Genomic DNA, 16752 nt, shown 5'->3' with positions numbered 1-16752 from the left:
GGTGAACCTGAACAGAGACGCCCGTCAGCTTCGGGATGCGGCATCAAAAGCGCCGAGCCGTGAAGAGATCGTTGTGTGGCGATTTCAGGGATTCAGGACAGCTCCGGCCACGAAGCCTCAGGCTTTTGCCGCCAGATCCAGGCGATGTAGTCGGTCATGGGGGGATCGATACCGAGCTCTCGAAGCCGGGCACTGACCTGCCCACGATGCGAAGAGCTGTGCAATGGAACCTGCACGAGCGTATCGGCAAGCGTGTGTTCAGCAACGTCAAACCCGAGCTTTTTGGTTGCGGTTTTCGACCACGGCAGCTCAATCACGCTTTGCAGACCAGTTGAGGTCTGGGATGCCAGGAACTGCATCGCACCATCATGCACCTCACGGGCAAATGCGGCGAGGGCACGAACGTCAAGTTCATCGGCCACCCGCGGATCGATTGGTCGGCCAGTCCACACATCCAGAAAAACCCTCTGGGTTGCGTGCAGATGCCGCAGCTTTGCAAGGAGATACTCATCCCCCTCCGCTTCCGGCTTTTGCATAACGGTGGTCAAGACAAGGGCATCCGCCCAGGCCATGTGCCGATACATATCGGTCAACAGCGTGAGTGCACTCATAGCAATTCCGATTTTAGTGGGAAAAATGCTTTCCGCAAGTTAGCGATGCTCACTCACTCACACAACCGAAGCTACCGAAGAGTCTCCGGAAAACACCTGATTCCAGCTCGTTCAGCTTTGCAGAAGATGCAATCAGAAGGGTGCGCCGAGCAGAGTTCGAGGTAGTTGCCGCTCACCATCGAGGCGATGATCCGGTCGCGCGACTGCCGGTTGACGAGCTGCGCCGCCTCCGCCGTCGTCACGATTTCGGCCTTGCCTGCCCCCGCCATCGCTTCGGCAAGCTCGTCGAGAAACACGGTTTGCGTTTCCGGCGACTCCGGATGCAACGCCCGGCAAACCCGCTCGCCGACAGCAAGGGTACGCGACTGCTGAATCATCTCGACGGCCTGTTCCTTCGCGATCCAGACTGGCTTGAAAGCCACAATCTTTTCCCGAATATGCCCGAACACCGGATCGTCAGCCGAAAATGAATTTCTGTTATCAAGCGCCGATTCTGCCTTCCGGATACCCTCGACAATTTTACCGGTTCGATAATCGTCAATCGTGCCCATGTCTCGCTAAACCATTAATTTCAAGACAAATCCGATACTACGTTTTTTCAATATAACCCCACCTTTTTGTCTTTGTCCTATATTGCTCTGAAAGCCGAAGCCTCGAAACAATCGCCTCAGCAATGCCAAACATCCCCCTGCACCTCACCACCGTCGGCAACCCGTCACTTCCAAAAATCGTGTTCCTGCACGGATTCCTCGGTTCGGGAAGCGACTGGCTTTCCTTTGCCCGGAAACTTGAGGATCGCTTTTGCAGCATCCTTGTCGATCTGCCGGGGCATGGCGAAACGGGAATTCCGGCGGATGGCGATCCGGAGCTTTTTTTCATGCAAACGGTCGAAGCGCTGGCGGGTGAGATTCGGCAGTTGAGCGCTGGGCCATGCGTGCTGGTTGGCTATTCGATGGGCGGGCGGATCGGGCTGGCGCTGACATTGCGTTATCCGGAGCTGTTCTCGAAGGCGGTGATCGTGTCGTCGTCGCCGGGCTTGCGCACGGAGGAGGAGCATGCGGCGCGGCGGAAGAGCGACGAGGGAATCGCCCGCAAGATCGAGCGGAATTTTGAGGGGTTCATCCAGTTCTGGTACGACCAGCCGCTCTTCGCGACGCTGAAAAGCCACGATCTCTTCCACGAAGTCGAGGCACAGCGCAAGCAGGGTTCGCCGGAAAATCTCGCCTGCGCGTTGCGCCTGCTCGGCACGGGCAACCAGCCATCGTTCTGGGACGAACTGCCGGGCAACCTCTTGCCGATGCTCTTCTGCGTCGGCGAGAAAGATGCGAAGTACGTGGAGATCGGCAAGCAGATGGTTGAGCTGTGCCCGCAATCGAGCCTCGAACTCTTCGAACATTGCGGCCACACGTTGCACATCGAAGAGCCGGAGCGCTTCCTCGCGAGCGTGAGCGGTTTATCGAAAAGCAAAACTGAAATATCGCTCACAAAAGAATTCGTCCCATAAGGTACTATTCGCCCTATAAGTCCCATTCCCGCATCACCTCGCACTAATCAACCGGGATTGCTTATATTTGAACTCTTTTTTCACCCCATCGGGGCGATACAGATTTTTATCAACGACCACAGACACTTTCGATATGAGCACAGTCAACTGGATTGCAGCCGGGGAGTACTCCGACATCCTCTACCACAAGGCTGAGGGCATCGCCAAAATCACCATCAACCGCCCGGAGCGGCGCAATGCGTTCCGCCCGCAGACGGTGGATCAGATGATCGAGGCGCTTCAGGATGCACGTAACGACAGCCAGATTGGCGTCATCATCCTGACAGGACAGGGCGACCTAGCGTTTTGCTCGGGCGGCGACCAGAAGATTCGCGGCAATGCCGGGTACGCCGACGAGAAGGGCGTCAACAAGCTGAACGTGCTCGATTTCCAGCGCGATATCCGCACCTGCCCGAAACCGCTGATCGCGATGGTGGCAGGCTACGCCATCGGCGGCGGCCACGTGCTGCACATGCTCTGCGATTTGACGATTGCTGCCGAGAACGCCCGCTTCGGCCAGACCGGCCCGCGCGTCGGTTCGTTCGACGGCGGCTGGGGCGCGAGCTACATGGCGCGTCTTGTTGGTCAGAAAAAGGCCCGCGAAATCTGGTACCTCTGCCGCCAGTACAACGCGCAGGAGGCGCTCGATATGGGCTTGGTCAACACGGTCGTGCCGCTCGAAAGACTCGAAGAGGAGACCGTGCAATGGTGCCGTGAAATCCTCGCCAACTCGCCGCTCGCCATCCGCTGCCTGAAGGCCGCGCTGAACGCCGACTGCGACGGCCAGGCCGGTTTGCAGGAGCTTGCGGGCAACGCCACCCTGCTCTACTACATGAGCGAAGAGGGGCAGGAAGGCCGCAACGCCTTCGTCGAAAAGCGCAAACCCGATTTCGGCAAGTTCCCGAAACACCCGTGAAGCTGCTTCATGCCGACATCTGCCGGTATGAACTCCCGTTTATTGCACCGGTCACGGTCAGGGGCGTGCTCCTCCGAAAACGCGAGGGGCTGCTCCTGCGCCTGACAAGCGAGGGGGCGACCGCATATGGCGAAATCGCCCCCCTCACCGGCCTGCACGCCGAATCGCTCGACGAGGCATTGCAAGTGCTCACCGCATTCATTCCCGAACTTTCACGACTCACTCGGAACACTTCCGCCGAACGGCTGCGGCTAATCGGCGAGACGAAGCTGCCGCCGTCGGTGGCAACAGGCATCGAAATGGCGCTCGTCAACCTCGAAGCTCTCGAAACCGGCTCGATTCCAGTTTTTCCTGACGCCTTCTCTCCAGCATCGAAAATTCCCGTCAACGCGCTGCTGGCCGGAGATACGGCGACGGTGCTCGACCGTGCGGCGAAGCGCTACACCGAGGGATTCCGCGCGTTCAAGCTGAAGGTGCGCAAAGGGCAGCTTGATGAAGCAATCGCCAGCATTCGGGCGTTTCATGACATGTTCGGCAACAACGCCGAACTGCGGCTCGACGCCAACCAGTCGCTCGATTTCGACGAGGCGGTCGGGTTCGGCAAAGCGTTGCCGCACGGCAGCATCTCGTACATCGAGGAGCCGCTGACTGATGCGGCGCTGATCCCGGAGTTCCACGCCGCAACCAGCCTGCCGTCAGCGCTCGACGAGTCGCTCTGGCAGCGTCCGGAGCTACTGGACGAGATCGGCCCCGAACCGCTCGGCGCACTGGTGCTCAAGCCAAACTGCATCGGCGGCATCGCAAAATCGCTCGACATCGCGGCCAAAGCGCATCGGATGGGCTTGCAGGCGGTCTTCAGCTCGGCCTTCGAGAGTAGCGTCAGCCTCGGTATGTACGCGCTCCTGGCCGCCGTCTCCTCGCCAAACCCGGCGGCGTCCGGCCTTGACACGGCGAGCTTTCTGGCTGATGATCTTACCGACACGCCCTTCGCCGCACCGGACGGTTTCGCCGATCCCGCCGCCGCATGGCGTGACAGCCTGCGCGTGAAACCGGAGATGATCGAAATCGTCGAGTCATGGACATTGTAGCCCACGCCGCACAGAAGTTCGGCGACCAGCCCGCCATCATCACCGCCGACCGGCGCTGGAGCTTCGGCGAGCTTGATGGCGACACCGCTCGCATCGCCGCCGCATTCGAGGCGTGCGGCGCCCGGCGCGGCGACATCGTCGCGCTCGTCGCGCCGAACAGCGCGGCAATCCTACTCGCGCTGATGGCGCTCATGCGCATGGGCGCAGTCGCCGCGCCGGTGAACCACCGATTCCCGGCAAGCCACATCGAAGGCGTCATCGCGCGGCTGAAGCCGACGATGACGCTCGACGCGGCGAAGCTCGAAACGTTCATCACTGACGCACTCAACCGGACGGAAGCGAGTTTCACTTCCGCAACGGAGATGTCGAGGCCTGTCTCAATCATCCATACCTCCGCCAGCTCCGGCAAGCCGAAAGCCGCCATGCACAGCCTCTCGAACCACTGGCACAGCGCGATGGGTTCCGCGCAGAACCTGCCCTTTGGGCCGGGCGACTGCTGGCTGCTTTCGCTGCCACTCTACCACGTCGGCGGATACTCTATGCTTTTCAAATGTCTCATCGGTGGAGGCGCGCTCGCCATGCCGTCGCCGGATGCGTCGCTTGCGGACTCGCTCACGCCCTTCCCCGTCACGCATCTCTCGCTGGTGCCGACGCAGCTCTATCGGATGCTTCGTACCGACGGTGGCCAGGAACGGCTGCGCAGCCTCAAAGCCTTGCTGCTCGGCGGCAGCGCGGTCAGCGCACCACTCCTGCGCGAAGCCATACGCGAGCAAGTGCCGCTCTACCTCACCTACGGTTCAACCGAAATGAGCACGCAGGTCACCACATCGCCTGCCCCCGTCACCGAAGCACAGGCCGACAGCGGCGTCGTGCTGCCATATCGGAAAGTTGCGATTTCACCTGACGGCGAAATCCTCGTCAAAGGCGAGTGCCTCTTCATGGGCTATCTCGAAGAAAACGGGATACGGACAGCAAGAGATTCGGAGGGCTGGTTCCACACGGGCGACATGGGTGAGCTGTCGGAGGACGCGCGGCTAAACGTGCTCGGTAGGAAGGACAGCATGTTTATTTCAGGCGGAGAGAACATCCACCCCGAAGAGATAGAAAAAGCGCTCACCTCAATCGAAGGCATCGAGGAGGCAGTGGTGGTTCCCGCGCCGGACGCGGAGTACGGCATGAGGCCGGTGGCTTGGATCAAAGCCCGGAGCGACGCGCTCGACGATGCTGCGATCATCGCAAGCCTGAGAGACAAACTCGGCAGGCTCAAGACGCCGGTTGCGCTGCATCGAATCCAGACATGGCAGACACTCCCCGGTTCAGCCAAGATCGACCGCGGCTGGTACAGAAATCACGTGTAGGAGCAGCCCGATTTGTCGGAATGCCCTCCGACGATGAGCAATCTCTCTGTCTTTGAAATCCTTGCCGTCTTTGCAGTCCTTTTTCTTTCAACGACACCCTGAAATACAACAAAAAAGGCAGCCGCGAGGGCTGCCCCCCTACAGGCAATTTGTTACCCGTTACTTGCTAACAGCGCTCTTCTTTGCCTTCCGCTTGAGCACAAACACCGTCAGGCGACCGCCGAGGCCGGAGAATGGAGCATAAAAAATGCCCGTGAAAAGCATGCTGATAATCAGATCTGCCAAGCTGATCTCTTTCGGTGCGCTGACCAGCGCAAGCATCTGACGGATGGTCTCGGCATCACCGGAATCTATGCTGCTCGCCCAGTCGGCCAGCAGCTTGAGGCTTTCGAGACCCGGCACATAGCCAAACCATCTCTCCAGCAGAAATCCGGCAAGCACCGATAACGCACCGCCGAAAAACCCGCTGACAGCGCCAAGCACGAACGACTCGGGATAGCTGAGCCGCACCTGATGACGCATGATGTAGAACCAGGCGGCAACCGCTCCCGACATGATAATGCCGGCAAAAAGGAAGGCATTGATAAGCGTCAGGTAGGGCACCGTGGTCGTCAGCAACAGCAACGCCGCGCCAAGCGCGATCGCCGTGTTTTTCGATGGACGGGCCGGAATAACGTCTATACCCATCCTTCAGGCCGAAAAGAGATCGTTCAGGAAATCGTCCATCGTGTAGAAGCCCGGCTTTGCGGCGTGCTGCTGGGCGAGCCATTCGGCGGCGCGAACGGCGCCCGAAGCGAAGCCGGTGCGGTTCTTGGCCGTGTGGGTCAGCTCGATGGTGTCCGACTCGGAATCGATAATAGCCGAGTGCACGCCGAACACCGTGCCGAGACGGATCGACGAGACCTGCAATTCGTCGCTCTGCAACTTCTTGCCGTCCTCAAGCTCACGAACGATGGTGCGCTTCCGCGGATTGTTATTCAGAACCTCCTGCGCTGCCTTGATCGCTGTGCCGCTCGGGAAATCCGCCTTGCCGGTATGGTGCTGTTCGGAGAGCGCGATGTCGAACTGCTCGAACGGAGCGATCAGGCGAGCCGCCTCACGCAATGTCCGGAAGAAGACGTTCACGCCAAGCGAAAAGTTGGCCGAGTAGAGCATCGAGCTTCCGGCGGCATTCACCTCTTCGGCGATCTGCGGCATCAACTCGTCCCAGCCGGTGGTGCCAACCACAACCGGCACGCCGGAGGCAATCATCGCCTTGTAGTTCGCCAGGAACGCATCCCTGACGGTGAAATCGATAATCGCATCCGATCCCTCGAACACTTCCGGCGTAACGGCGTCGCTCACATCGAGCACCTTGTGGATAACATTGGCGTCCGATGCGTTGACGATACCGGCGATCTGCTGGCCCATACGGCCATTGCCGACCAGGGTAACCTTCATAATCTCATACTACTTGGAATTTCAGGAAATGACTCCTCCGGAACGCTCACTGACCGAGCAGGTCGAGAATCCTGTCGAGATCCTCGCCGGAGAAGTATTTGATCTGGATTTCGCCCTGCCCACCTTTGCGCTCAATGAGCCGTACCTTGGTGGCAAGCCGCTCACGGAGCTGGCCTTCGATCTGGTCGAGCTGGATGGCACGGGGTTCCGCTTTCGGAACGGCGGGCTTGGTTGTATCCTTAAAAATGTTGTTGACCAGCGCTTCGGTCTGGCGAACCGAAAGCTGACGGGCGACGATCTGCCGCCACACTTTGAGTTGCAGGTGCTCGCTCGGCAGATTGATAAGCGCACGGGCGTGGCCCGACGAAATCTCCCGCGTGCGGATGCTCTCCTGAATCTGACGCGGCAACTTGAGCAGACGAAGGAAGTTACTGACCGTCGAGCGATTCTTGCCAACCTTCTGGGCCACCTCGTCCTGGGTAAGGTCGCACTTGGTTACCAGGCTTTTCAGGGCAAGGGCGACTTCGATAGCGTTGAGGTCTTCGCGCTGGATGTTCTCGATCAGCGCCAGTTCGAGCTTGCTGGCATCCTCGTGCGCTTCGATGACGTAGGCGGGAATGAACTTGAAGCCGGCGGAGGTCACGGCGCGCAGACGGCGCTCGCCGCTGATGAGCTGGTACTGGTCGCCATCGCGACAGACGGTCACCGGCTGGATGACGCCGTTTTCGATAATCGAGTTGCGTAGCTCTTCAAGCGCTGCTTCGTCGAACTCCTTACGCGGCTGGAATGGATTGACCTTGATCTTGTCAACCGGAAGGCTGCCGATAGCGCCCTCCTGAATGGCTTCCCGCTCTTCAGCTTTTTCGGCTGCTGCAAATCCCTCTTCGGAGATCAGCGCTTTCAGGCCTTTTCCCAGTGCTTTTTTGGACATACGCTCACGTGGCCGGCCACCTACTGCTGCCGAACTTTGAATTTCTTGATATTGCCGTCGCGCTCGAAAATCTCCTGCGCAAGGTCGAGGTAATCTTTCGATCCGATGCTCTGGGCATCGTACAGAAGCGCCGGCTTGCCATGACTCGGAGCCTCGGACAGACGAACATTCCTGCGAATGCAGGTTTTATAGACTTTGTCCTTGAAGAACTTCTTGACCTCTTCGGCCACCTGCGTGGCAAGCCTGAGCCTGGCATCGAACATGGTGACCAGCACCCCTTCGATTTCAAGGCGCGGATTCAGATGCTTGCGGACGATGCTGATCGTATTGAGCAGCTTGCCAAGACCCTCAAGCGCGTAATACTCGGCCTGCACCGGAATAAGCACCGAATCGGCCGCGGTCAGCGAGTTGAGGGTGATAAGACCAAGCGACGGCGGACAGTCGATGATGATGTAATCGTACTGATCCTTCACCTGCTTCAGGGCCTTCTGCATGACATACTCACGCTCACGCATGTTGACCAGCTCAACCTCCATGCCGACGAGGTTCATATTCGAAGGCAGCACGTCGAGATACTCAAGGCTCGAAGACTTGATGGCATCCCTGATCTGGCCGCCGTTGACCATCACATGATAAAAGGTATTCTCGATCTCGTCGCCAGGTTCGAGCCCGAAGCCCGAAGTGGCATTTGCCTGGGGATCGATGTCGACCAGGAGCGTTTTGAATTCTGATATCGCAATGGAAGCCGCAATATTGACCGCGGTGGTTGTTTTACCTACCCCGCCTTTCTGATTTGCAATAGCAATAACTCTTCCCATGTAACCGTAGCCAGCGAAATGAAAAATGAAATATTCAAGCGGTTGATCTTCTTCAGCGACACGTTGTATAGTATAATACTTGCATAAACTTTTGCAAACAGGAATATCGACCCATGAAACGGCTTGGAGCCGAATTTTACCAGGCCCCCACACTCGAACTTGCCGAGCGGCTGCTGGGCAAGATTTTCGTGCGTTGCGAAGACACCGGCATGGTGACCAAAGCGCGAATCGTGGAGACCGAAGCCTACCTCGGCGAGGGCGACGAAGCCTGCCACGCATGGCGCGGAATGACCAACCGGAACCGCGCGATGTTCGGCCCGCCCGGACATTTGTACATCTACTTCACCTACGGCTGTCACTACATGATCAACATCGTCTCGGAGCAGGAAGGAACTGCGGGCGCGGTGCTGCTCCGGGCCATGGAGCCGCTCGAAGGGATCGACCGGATGCAGGAACGGCGCGGAACGGCTGACGAGCGTGCGCTGATGAGCGGCCCCGGCAAGCTGGCACAGGCGCTCGGCATCGGACCGGAGCTGTACGGCAGCTCGCTGCTCGGCGAAAGCTGCTGGCTGGAAGACGCTCCGGAAATCCCGGAAGAGCTGATCGGCACGTCGCCGAGAATCGGAATCACACGCAGCACGGAGCTGCCGTGGCGAAAATTCGTAACCGCTTCGCCGCACGTATCGACAACCCGTTTGGGTGCTCCGAAAAAAAAGCGTCAGAAGCGGTTGGAAAGACGATAATTTTTCCTTTTTTAGGGTCATACGGTAAATGAGGGCACATCCACAAGTCAACCTCGAGCCAGCTATGATCGGCACTCCCATACTTCCCGAAATCCGCGAGCTGATCGAACAGAGGAACTTCAGCGCACTGCAACGCCTCTTCAACGACTGGCTGCCGGTTGACCTCGCCGAACTGATCTCCGACCTCCCCGAAAACGAGCAGGCCATCCTCTTCAGGCTGCTGCCCAAAGACGTGGCAACCGAGACCTTCGAATACCTCGAAGTCGATGCCCAGCAGAACCTGCTCAACGCCCTGACCCAGAAGGATGTCACACACATCCTGAACAGCATGTCGCCGGACGACCGTACCGCCATGCTCGAAGAGCTGCCGGGCCCGGTCGCCCAGGAGCTGATCAAGCTGCTGACCTTCAAGGAGTTCAAGATTGCCAAAACGCTGCTGGCCTACGCCGAAGACAGCGTCGGCAGGCTTATGTCGCCGGACGTACTCAGCGTCAAAACCGACTGGGAGATCGGCAAGGTGCTCGAATACATCCGTACGCACGGCCACGAGAGCGAAACCCTGAACGTCATCTACGCGGTTGACGACCACGGCAAGCTCGTCGGCGAAATGATGGCCCGCGATCTGCTGCTCTCGCCGCTCGACAAAAAAGTCGGAGAAATCATCTCCGAAGACAAGATCATCACCCTTACGGCCACCCAGGATCAGCAGGACGCCCTCGAAGCCTTCAAGCGCTACGACCGTGTCGCACTGCCGGTAGTGGACTCCAACGGCTACCTGATCGGCATCGTCACGGTTGACGACATGCTCGACGTCGCCGAAGAAGAGGAAACCGAAGACATCCAGAAATTCGGTGGTATCGAAGCCCTCGAAGAGCCATACATCGACCTGCCGCTGCTCGAACTGGTACGCAAGCGTGCAGTCTGGCTCGTAGTGCTGTTCCTCGGTGAAATGCTCACCGCTTCGGCCATGACCTACTTCGAAGGAGAGCTGGCCAAAGCAATCGTGCTGGCAACCTTCATTCCGCTCATCATCTCAAGCGGCGGTAACTCGGGCTCGCAGGCCGCCACACTTATCATCCGCTCACTGTCACTCGGTGAAATCACCCTGCAGGACTGGTGGAAAGTGATGAAACGGGAGATCTTGTCCGGCCTGATGCTTGGCAGCCTGCTCGGCGTCATCGGCGTGTTCAGAGTGATCTTCTGGGCCATGATTCTCGACCAGTACACGAGCGTCTGGCTGCTGATCGCCCTCACGGTGGGCTTTTCGCTGCTCGGCATCGTTCTCTGGGGAACGCTTGCCGGCTCCATGCTCCCCATGCTGCTCCAGCGCCTCGGCATCGACCCGGCCACATCCTCGGCCCCCTTCGTCGCCACACTGGTTGACGTCACCGGTATCGTCATCTACTTCAGCTTCGCCTCGGTGCTGCTCAAGGGCGTGCTGCTGTGAGAACTGTCCACTTGCATGGGTGATTTTATGGCGATGCCAGAGAGACTGTTCTGGTGAAAAAACGACTTCCGACGGCCAAGCAACCAGACCAGACAAGCGCATAATCCAAGAAAAGCTGTAAGCCCCTCTAACCAACCGAAACCAGCCCATGCACGCGAAGCAACACGTCATCATTGGCCTTTCGGGCGGCGTCGATTCGGCGGCGGCGGCTTGCCTGCTCATCAAGCAAGGCTATCGCGTGACCGGGCTGAACATCCGTGTGCTCGATACGCCGGAGGATACTTCCACGCTGGCTCCGTCGGCAATGCGGATCAGCGACTCAGAGGAGTTCGACTTTCCTGTGTTCACGCTGAACCTGAGCGCAAAGTTCGCCCGCGACGTCGTCGGTTATTTTCATGACGACTATCTCGCCGGACGGACACCGAATCCGTGCATGGTGTGCAACAAGGCGATCAAGTGGTTCGGGCTTTTCGAGGCGATGCGGCTGCTCGGAGCCGATCTGGTGGCGACCGGCCACTACGCCCGCACGGAACGGCGTGACGGCGTGACGCGCCTTCTCAAAGGGATCGATCCGGAGAAGGATCAGAGCTATTTTCTCTGGATGCTGACTCAGGCGGAGCTTGCCAAAACCCTTTTCCCGCTCGGCGGTTACACGAAAGCTGAAGTGCGGGAGCTGGCCCGGTCGTTCGAAGTGCACGCGGCGGAAAAGAAGGAGAGCCAGGAGATTTGCTTCGTACCGCACGACGACTATTGCGCCTATCTTACCAGGGCAATTCCTGGGCTTGAGGAGCGTGTCGCGGGGGGCGAGATTGTCGATCAGTCGGGTAAGGTGATCGGGCACCATCGCGGCTACCCGTTCTACACCATCGGCCAGCGCCGGGGCCTCGGCGTGTCGACCGGAGAACCGGTTTATGTGACGAAGATCGACGCAGAACACAACCGAATCCGCGTCGGCAGCAAGGCCGACCTCGAATGCCGCAGCCTCATCGCCACGGCGATGAACTGGAGCGGCATCGCAACGCCGGACGCGCCGTTCGAGACAGAAGCGCGAATCCGTTACCGCGACCGGCAAAGCGCCTGCATGGTCGAGCCGCTCGGCGATGACCGGGCGCGGGTACGTTTCCACGAGCCGAAGCAGGGCGTTGCCTGCGGGCAGGCGGTTGTGTTTTACGATGGCGACGAGGTGCTCGGCGGGGGAATCATCGCGGAGGTGAATCCTGCGGACAGCGCGACGCCGGAGTAAAAAGAGATTGCTGTTTCTTCCCAGGGCGACCGCAAGGGCCGCCCCTACAAATCATTCATCGAATTGTCAACACCAACCCATCCCCCATGTTCACACGCAATAACGACGCTTTTACCTGGCTCGATTACAACCGCCGTCCTGACGAAGAAAGCCCGCTGCTCGTGATGCTGCACGGCTACGGAAGCAACGAGCGCGACCTCATCATGCTAGCTCCGTCACTCGACCCGCGGCTGCGCATCGTGAGCGTACGCGCGCCGCAGCTGCTTGCCCCTGAGATGTTCGGCTGGTTTCCGATCGACTTCACGCCCACCGGCATCACGGCCGACCACGAGGCGGCCATCAACGTTGCTGACCAGTTCACGGCGTTCCTGAAAAAGATGATCGCGACGCTTCAACCGGCGGGCAACAAGGCGTTCCTCATGGGCTTCAGCCAGGGTGCGGTGATGAGTTACATGACTGCGTTCCGCAACCCGGAGCTGCTGCACGGCGTCGCCGCCCTGAGCGGCCAGCTTCCCGATTCTCGTCCCGACGCCGAGGCTATGCCTGAAGGCCTCGCCAACATTCCATTCCTCGTGCAGCACGGCGAGTTCGATGACGTGCTGCCCATCGCCAAAGGGCGCGAGTCCGAGGCGTGGCTGAAGGACAAGGTCTCCGATCTCACCTACCGCGAATATCCGATGGCGCACCAGACCGACCACGCCTCGATCGAACTGCTCCGCTCGTGGCTTTCGGAGCGCATCGACCGGGCGCTTTCCTGACGCGCCCCGCCTTCCGGCGGATGGGGAATTGAGCGCTTTTTTGCTTACCTTTAGGGTCAATTTTTCCAACCAATTTCCGCCGCTGCATGAACGACAATTTGTACGGCCTGATCGAGCAACGGATTCTTGTGCTCGACGGGGCCATGGGCACCATGATCCAGAGGCATGGCCTCGACGAACAGGACTACCGGGGCGAGCGTTTCGCTTCGCACAGCCATCCGCTGAAGGGCAACAACGACCTGCTCGTCATCACCCAGCCCGACATCATCCGTTCGATCCACTGCGACTTCCTCGATGCGGGCGCGGACATCGTCGAAACCTGCACCTTCAACGCCAACCCGATCTCGCAGTCAGACTACCAGTTGCAACACCTGACCAAGGAGCTGAACGTGGCGGCGGCAAAAGTGGCCCGTTCGGCGGCGGACGAGTTCACCGCGAAGACGCCTGACAAGCCGCGCTTCGTGGCCGGCTCCATCGGGCCAACCAACAAGACCCTCTCGCTCTCGCCGGACGTGAACAACCCCGGCTTCCGCGCCGTCACCTTCCAGGAGGTGGTCGATAACTACACCGCCCAGCTCGAAGGATTGCACGAAGGCGGCGTCGATCTGCTGCTCGTCGAGACGGTGTTCGACACGCTGAACTGCAAGGCGGCGCTCTACGCCATCGAACAGTATGCGGCCAAAACCGGCTGGCAGGTACCCGTAATGGTCTCCGGTACGGTGGTTGACGCCAGCGGCCGCACGCTCTCCGGCCAGACCACCGAGGCGTTCTGGATTTCGATTTCGCACATGCCGAGCCTGCTCTCGGTCGGTCTGAACTGCGCACTCGGCTCGAAGCAGATGCGCCCCTTCATCGAGGCACTCTCCAACATCGCGGGCAGCTACGTCAGCGTCTATCCGAACGCGGGACTGCCGAACGAGTTCGGCGAGTACGACGACTCCCCGGAGTACATGGCCGCGCAGATCGCGGGCTTCGCCGAATCGGGCTTTGTGAACATCGTGGGCGGCTGCTGCGGCACCACGCCGACGCACATCCGCGCCATTGCCGAAGCGGTCAAGACTCTCACGCCGAGGAAGCGCCCCGCGAACGAGCACGTACTGAAGCTCTCCGGCCTCGAACCGCTCGTGGTTGACGAAACCACCGGCTTCATCAACGTCGGCGAGCGCACCAACGTCACCGGTTCGCGCAAGTTCGCCCGCCTCATCAAGGAAGCGAACTACGACGAAGCGCTCTCCATCGCCCGCCAGCAGGTCGAGAACGGCGCGCAGGTGATCGACGTGAACCTCGACGAGGGAATGCTCGACTCCGAAAAGGTGATCGTCGAGTTCCTGAACCTCATCGCCTCCGAGCCGGAGATCGCCAAGGTTCCGGTGATGATCGACTCGTCGAAGTGGGCGGTCATCGAAAACGGCCTGCGCTGCACCCAGGGCAAGAGCATCGTCAACTCGATCAGCCTCAAGGAGGGCGAGGAGCCTTTCAAGGAGCACGCCCGCAAGATCATGCAGTACGGCGCGGCCACGGTCGTCATGGCCTTCGACGAGCAGGGCCAGGCCGACAGCCTGCACCGCCGCATCGAGATTTGCAGCCGCGCCTACAAGATTCTGACCGAAGAGGTAGGCTTCCCGCCAGAAGATATCATCTTCGACCCGAACGTGCTGACCGTGGCCACCGGCATCGACGAGCACAACAACTACGCGCTCGACTTCATCGAGAGCGTGCGCTGGATCAAGCAGAACCTGCCCCACGCGAAGGTCTCTGGCGGCATCAGCAACGTCTCGTTCTCCTTCCGCGGCAACGAGCCGGTGCGCGAGGCGATGCACACCGCGTTCCTCTACCACGCCATCCACGCCGGTCTCGACATGGGCATCGTCAACGCCGCCCAGCTCGGCATTTATGAAGACATCGACCCGGAGCTGCTCGTTTACGTCGAGGATGTGCTGCTGAACCGCCGCGACGACGCCACCGAACGGCTCGTGGCGTTCGCGGAGACGATCCGCGACGGCGGCGAAAAGGCCGAGGCCAAAACCGCCGAGTGGCGCAACGCCCCGGTCGAGGAGCGGCTGAAACACGCACTGGTCAAGGGCATCGTTGACTACATCGACGAGGACACCGAGGAGGCCCGCCAGCTCTACCCGAGTCCGCTGGAGGTGATCGAGGGGCCGCTCATGAACGGCATGAACCACATCGGCGACCTCTTCGCCGAGGGCAAGATGTTCCTGCCGCAGGTGGTCAAGAGCGCCCGCGTCATGAAGCGCTCGGTGGCCGTGCTGGTGCCCTACATCGAGGAGGAAAAAGCAAAAAGCTGCGACACCAGCGCCAAAGCCAAGGTGCTGCTCGCCACGGTCAAGGGCGACGTGCACGACATCGGCAAGAACATCGTCTCGGTTGTGCTCGCATGCAACAACTTCGACGTGGTTGACATCGGCGTCATGATGCCGTGCGACAAGATTCTCGACGCGGTCGTTAAGGAGAAGCCGGACGTGCTCGGCCTCTCCGGGCTCATCACCCCGTCGCTCGAAGAGATGGCGCACGTGGCCAAAGAGATGGAGCGGCTCGGCATGAACATTCCGCTCATCATCGGCGGCGCGACCACCTCGAAGGTGCACACGGCGGTCAAGCTCGCGCCGAACTACTCCGGCGCGGTAGTGCATGTGCTCGACGCCTCGCGCAGCGTGCCGGTGGTCAGCAACCTCTGCAACCCTGCCCAGCGCGAAGGCTACATCGCGGCGCTCAATTCAGAGCAGGAGGCGATGCGTAAGAGCCACGCCGAGCGCACAGCAGCCAAAAAGTACATCTCGCTCGACGCAGCCCGCGACAACCGCCTCGCAATCGACTGGGAGGCCGAAACCATCGACAAGCCCGCGCAGACCGGCGTCACGGTTTTGGAGGATGTCACCGTCGGAGCGCTCCGTTCGTACATCGACTGGACGCCCTTCTTCCGGAGCTGGGAGCTGCACGGTGTCTATCCGCAGATTCTGGAGGATGAAAAGGTGGGTGAAGAGGCAACGAAGCTCTTCAACGACGCCACCGCCCTGCTCGACCGGATCGACAGCGAAAAGCTGCTCGGCATCAAGGGCGTGGCGGGCATCTTCCCGGCGAACAGCATCGGCGACGACATCTTCGTCTATTCGGACGACGAGCGCTCGATGATCCGCACCGTGCTGCACACCCTGCGCCAGCAAAGCGAAAAGCACGGCGAAGCCAACCTCGCGCTGGCGGACTTCGTGGCCCCGCGCGAAAGCGGCGTCAACGACTGGATCGGCTGCTTCACCGTCACCGCCGGACTCGGCATCCAGAGCCTGTTGCAGGAGTTCGCAGCAGAGAACGACGACTACCACCGCATCATGACGCAAGCGCTCGCCGACCGGCTGGCCGAAGCGTTCGCCGAGATGCTGCACGAAAAGGTGCGTCGCGAACTCTGGGGCTACGCCCCCGGCGAAATCCTCGGCAGCGAAGAACTCATTGCCGAGCAGTACCGAGGCATCCGCCCCGCCCCCGGCTACCCCGCCTGCCCGGATCACACCGAAAAGGCAACCATCTTCGACCTGCTGAACGCCGAAGCGGCAACCGGCGTCACGCTGACGGAAACCTTCGCCATGAACCCCGCAGCATCAGTCTGCGGCCTCTACTTCGCCAACCCGGCATCGAAATACTTCGTGCTTGGCAAGATTGGAAAGGATCAGGTAGAAGACTACGCCAACCGCAAAGGGTTGGAGGTAAGTGAGGCTGAGAAGTGGCTCGCGCCCGCGCTGAACTACGATCCTGCGTAAGGGATTGCCGCTATAAAACGAAAACACCGCCCGCTACGATTTACCGTAAGCGGGCGGTGTTGTTTTAGGGCAATATGAACCAAATG

Annotated in this window: 15 protein-coding genes; 9 read left to right on the top strand and 6 right to left on the bottom strand. The window is 60.0% G+C overall.

What is annotated here, in order from left to right; translation table 11 throughout:
• Positions 1-92 precede the first annotated feature (92 nt).
• Both CPAR_RS01860 and CPAR_RS11125 read right to left on the bottom strand, forming a co-directional pair.
• Entirely contained in the window at positions 93-611 is a 519-nt protein-coding gene (locus tag CPAR_RS01860; protein ID WP_012501617.1) for a DinB family protein, read from the bottom strand.
• Between the two features lie 71 nt (positions 612-682).
• Positions 683-1162 carry a hypothetical protein gene (locus CPAR_RS11125; RefSeq protein WP_012501616.1) on the bottom strand — a complete coding sequence of 160 codons (480 nt, stop codon included), beginning with the start codon at positions 1160-1162 and terminating at the stop codon, positions 683-685.
• 122 nt (positions 1163-1284) lie between these two features.
• Here CPAR_RS11125 and menH point away from each other — a divergent pair, with 122 nt between their 5' ends.
• The 4 genes from menH (at position 1285) to menE (ending at position 5516) form a co-directional block, all read left to right on the top strand.
• A complete protein-coding gene (gene menH / locus CPAR_RS01850; protein ID WP_012501615.1) occupies positions 1285-2115 on the top strand; it encodes a 2-succinyl-6-hydroxy-2,4-cyclohexadiene-1-carboxylate synthase in 831 nt (276 codons plus the stop codon).
• 133 nt (positions 2116-2248) lie between these two features.
• Positions 2249-3070 carry a 1,4-dihydroxy-2-naphthoyl-CoA synthase gene (gene menB / locus CPAR_RS01845; RefSeq protein ID WP_012501614.1) on the top strand — a complete coding sequence of 274 codons (822 nt, stop codon included), beginning with the start codon at positions 2249-2251 and terminating at the stop codon, positions 3068-3070.
• Positions 3067-4158 carry an o-succinylbenzoate synthase gene (menC, locus tag CPAR_RS01840; RefSeq protein WP_012501613.1) on the top strand — a complete coding sequence of 364 codons (1092 nt, stop codon included), beginning with the start codon at positions 3067-3069 and terminating at the stop codon, positions 4156-4158. Before menB ends, menC begins: the two co-directional genes overlap by 4 nt.
• A complete protein-coding gene (menE, locus tag CPAR_RS01835) occupies positions 4146-5516 on the top strand; it encodes an o-succinylbenzoate--CoA ligase (RefSeq protein WP_012501612.1) in 1371 nt (456 codons plus the stop codon). The genes menC and menE overlap by 13 nt, the downstream gene beginning before the upstream one ends.
• 159 nt (positions 5517-5675) lie before the next feature.
• Here menE and CPAR_RS01830 read toward each other — a convergent pair whose 3' ends face one another.
• Genes CPAR_RS01830 through CPAR_RS01815 form a run of 4 tightly spaced genes read right to left on the bottom strand, consistent with a single transcriptional unit; the run spans position 5676 to position 8705 of the window.
• Positions 5676-6203, bottom strand: coding sequence for a hypothetical protein (locus CPAR_RS01830; RefSeq protein ID WP_012501611.1), 528 nt, complete (start codon positions 6201-6203; stop codon positions 5676-5678).
• Positions 6204-6206: 3 nt separating this feature from the next.
• Complete coding sequence (gene dapB, locus CPAR_RS01825; protein ID WP_012501610.1) at positions 6207-6956, bottom strand: 4-hydroxy-tetrahydrodipicolinate reductase; 750 nt, start codon at positions 6954-6956, stop codon at positions 6207-6209.
• Positions 6957-7002: 46 nt separating this feature from the next.
• The gene (locus tag CPAR_RS01820; protein WP_012501609.1) at positions 7003-7887 is read right to left on the bottom strand and encodes a ParB/RepB/Spo0J family partition protein; all 885 of its coding nucleotides are present in this window, start codon (positions 7885-7887) and stop codon (positions 7003-7005) included.
• Between the two features lie 20 nt (positions 7888-7907).
• Complete coding sequence (locus CPAR_RS01815) at positions 7908-8705, bottom strand: ParA family protein (RefSeq protein WP_012501608.1); 798 nt, start codon at positions 8703-8705, stop codon at positions 7908-7910.
• Between the two features lie 113 nt (positions 8706-8818).
• Between CPAR_RS01815 and CPAR_RS01810 the strand changes: the two genes are divergently transcribed.
• The 5 genes from CPAR_RS01810 to metH all read left to right on the top strand — a co-directional run bounded on the left by CPAR_RS01810 (position 8819) and on the right by metH (position 16666).
• Positions 8819-9448 (top strand): DNA-3-methyladenine glycosylase, encoded by a 630-nt coding sequence (locus CPAR_RS01810; protein WP_012501607.1) that lies wholly within the window; start codon positions 8819-8821, stop codon positions 9446-9448.
• Positions 9449-9512: 64 nt separating this feature from the next.
• Positions 9513-10895 (top strand): magnesium transporter, encoded by a 1383-nt coding sequence (mgtE, locus tag CPAR_RS01805; RefSeq protein ID WP_012501606.1) that lies wholly within the window; start codon positions 9513-9515, stop codon positions 10893-10895.
• Between the two features lie 148 nt (positions 10896-11043).
• Positions 11044-12138, top strand: coding sequence for a tRNA 2-thiouridine(34) synthase MnmA (gene mnmA / locus CPAR_RS01800; protein WP_012501605.1), 1095 nt, complete (start codon positions 11044-11046; stop codon positions 12136-12138).
• 86 nt (positions 12139-12224) lie between these two features.
• Positions 12225-12896 carry an alpha/beta hydrolase gene (locus CPAR_RS01795; protein ID WP_012501604.1) on the top strand — a complete coding sequence of 224 codons (672 nt, stop codon included), beginning with the start codon at positions 12225-12227 and terminating at the stop codon, positions 12894-12896.
• Positions 12897-12982: 86 nt separating this feature from the next.
• Positions 12983-16666, top strand: a complete 3684-nt coding sequence (gene metH, locus CPAR_RS01790) for a methionine synthase (RefSeq protein WP_012501603.1) — start codon at positions 12983-12985, stop codon at positions 16664-16666.
• The last annotated feature ends 86 nt before the right edge of the window (positions 16667-16752 follow it).

The organism is Chlorobaculum parvum NCIB 8327, from assembly GCF_000020505.1.
Lineage (GTDB): Bacteria > Bacteroidota > Chlorobiia > Chlorobiales > Chlorobiaceae > Chlorobaculum > Chlorobaculum parvum_A.
This window is presented reverse-complemented; position numbering and strand designations above follow the sequence as displayed.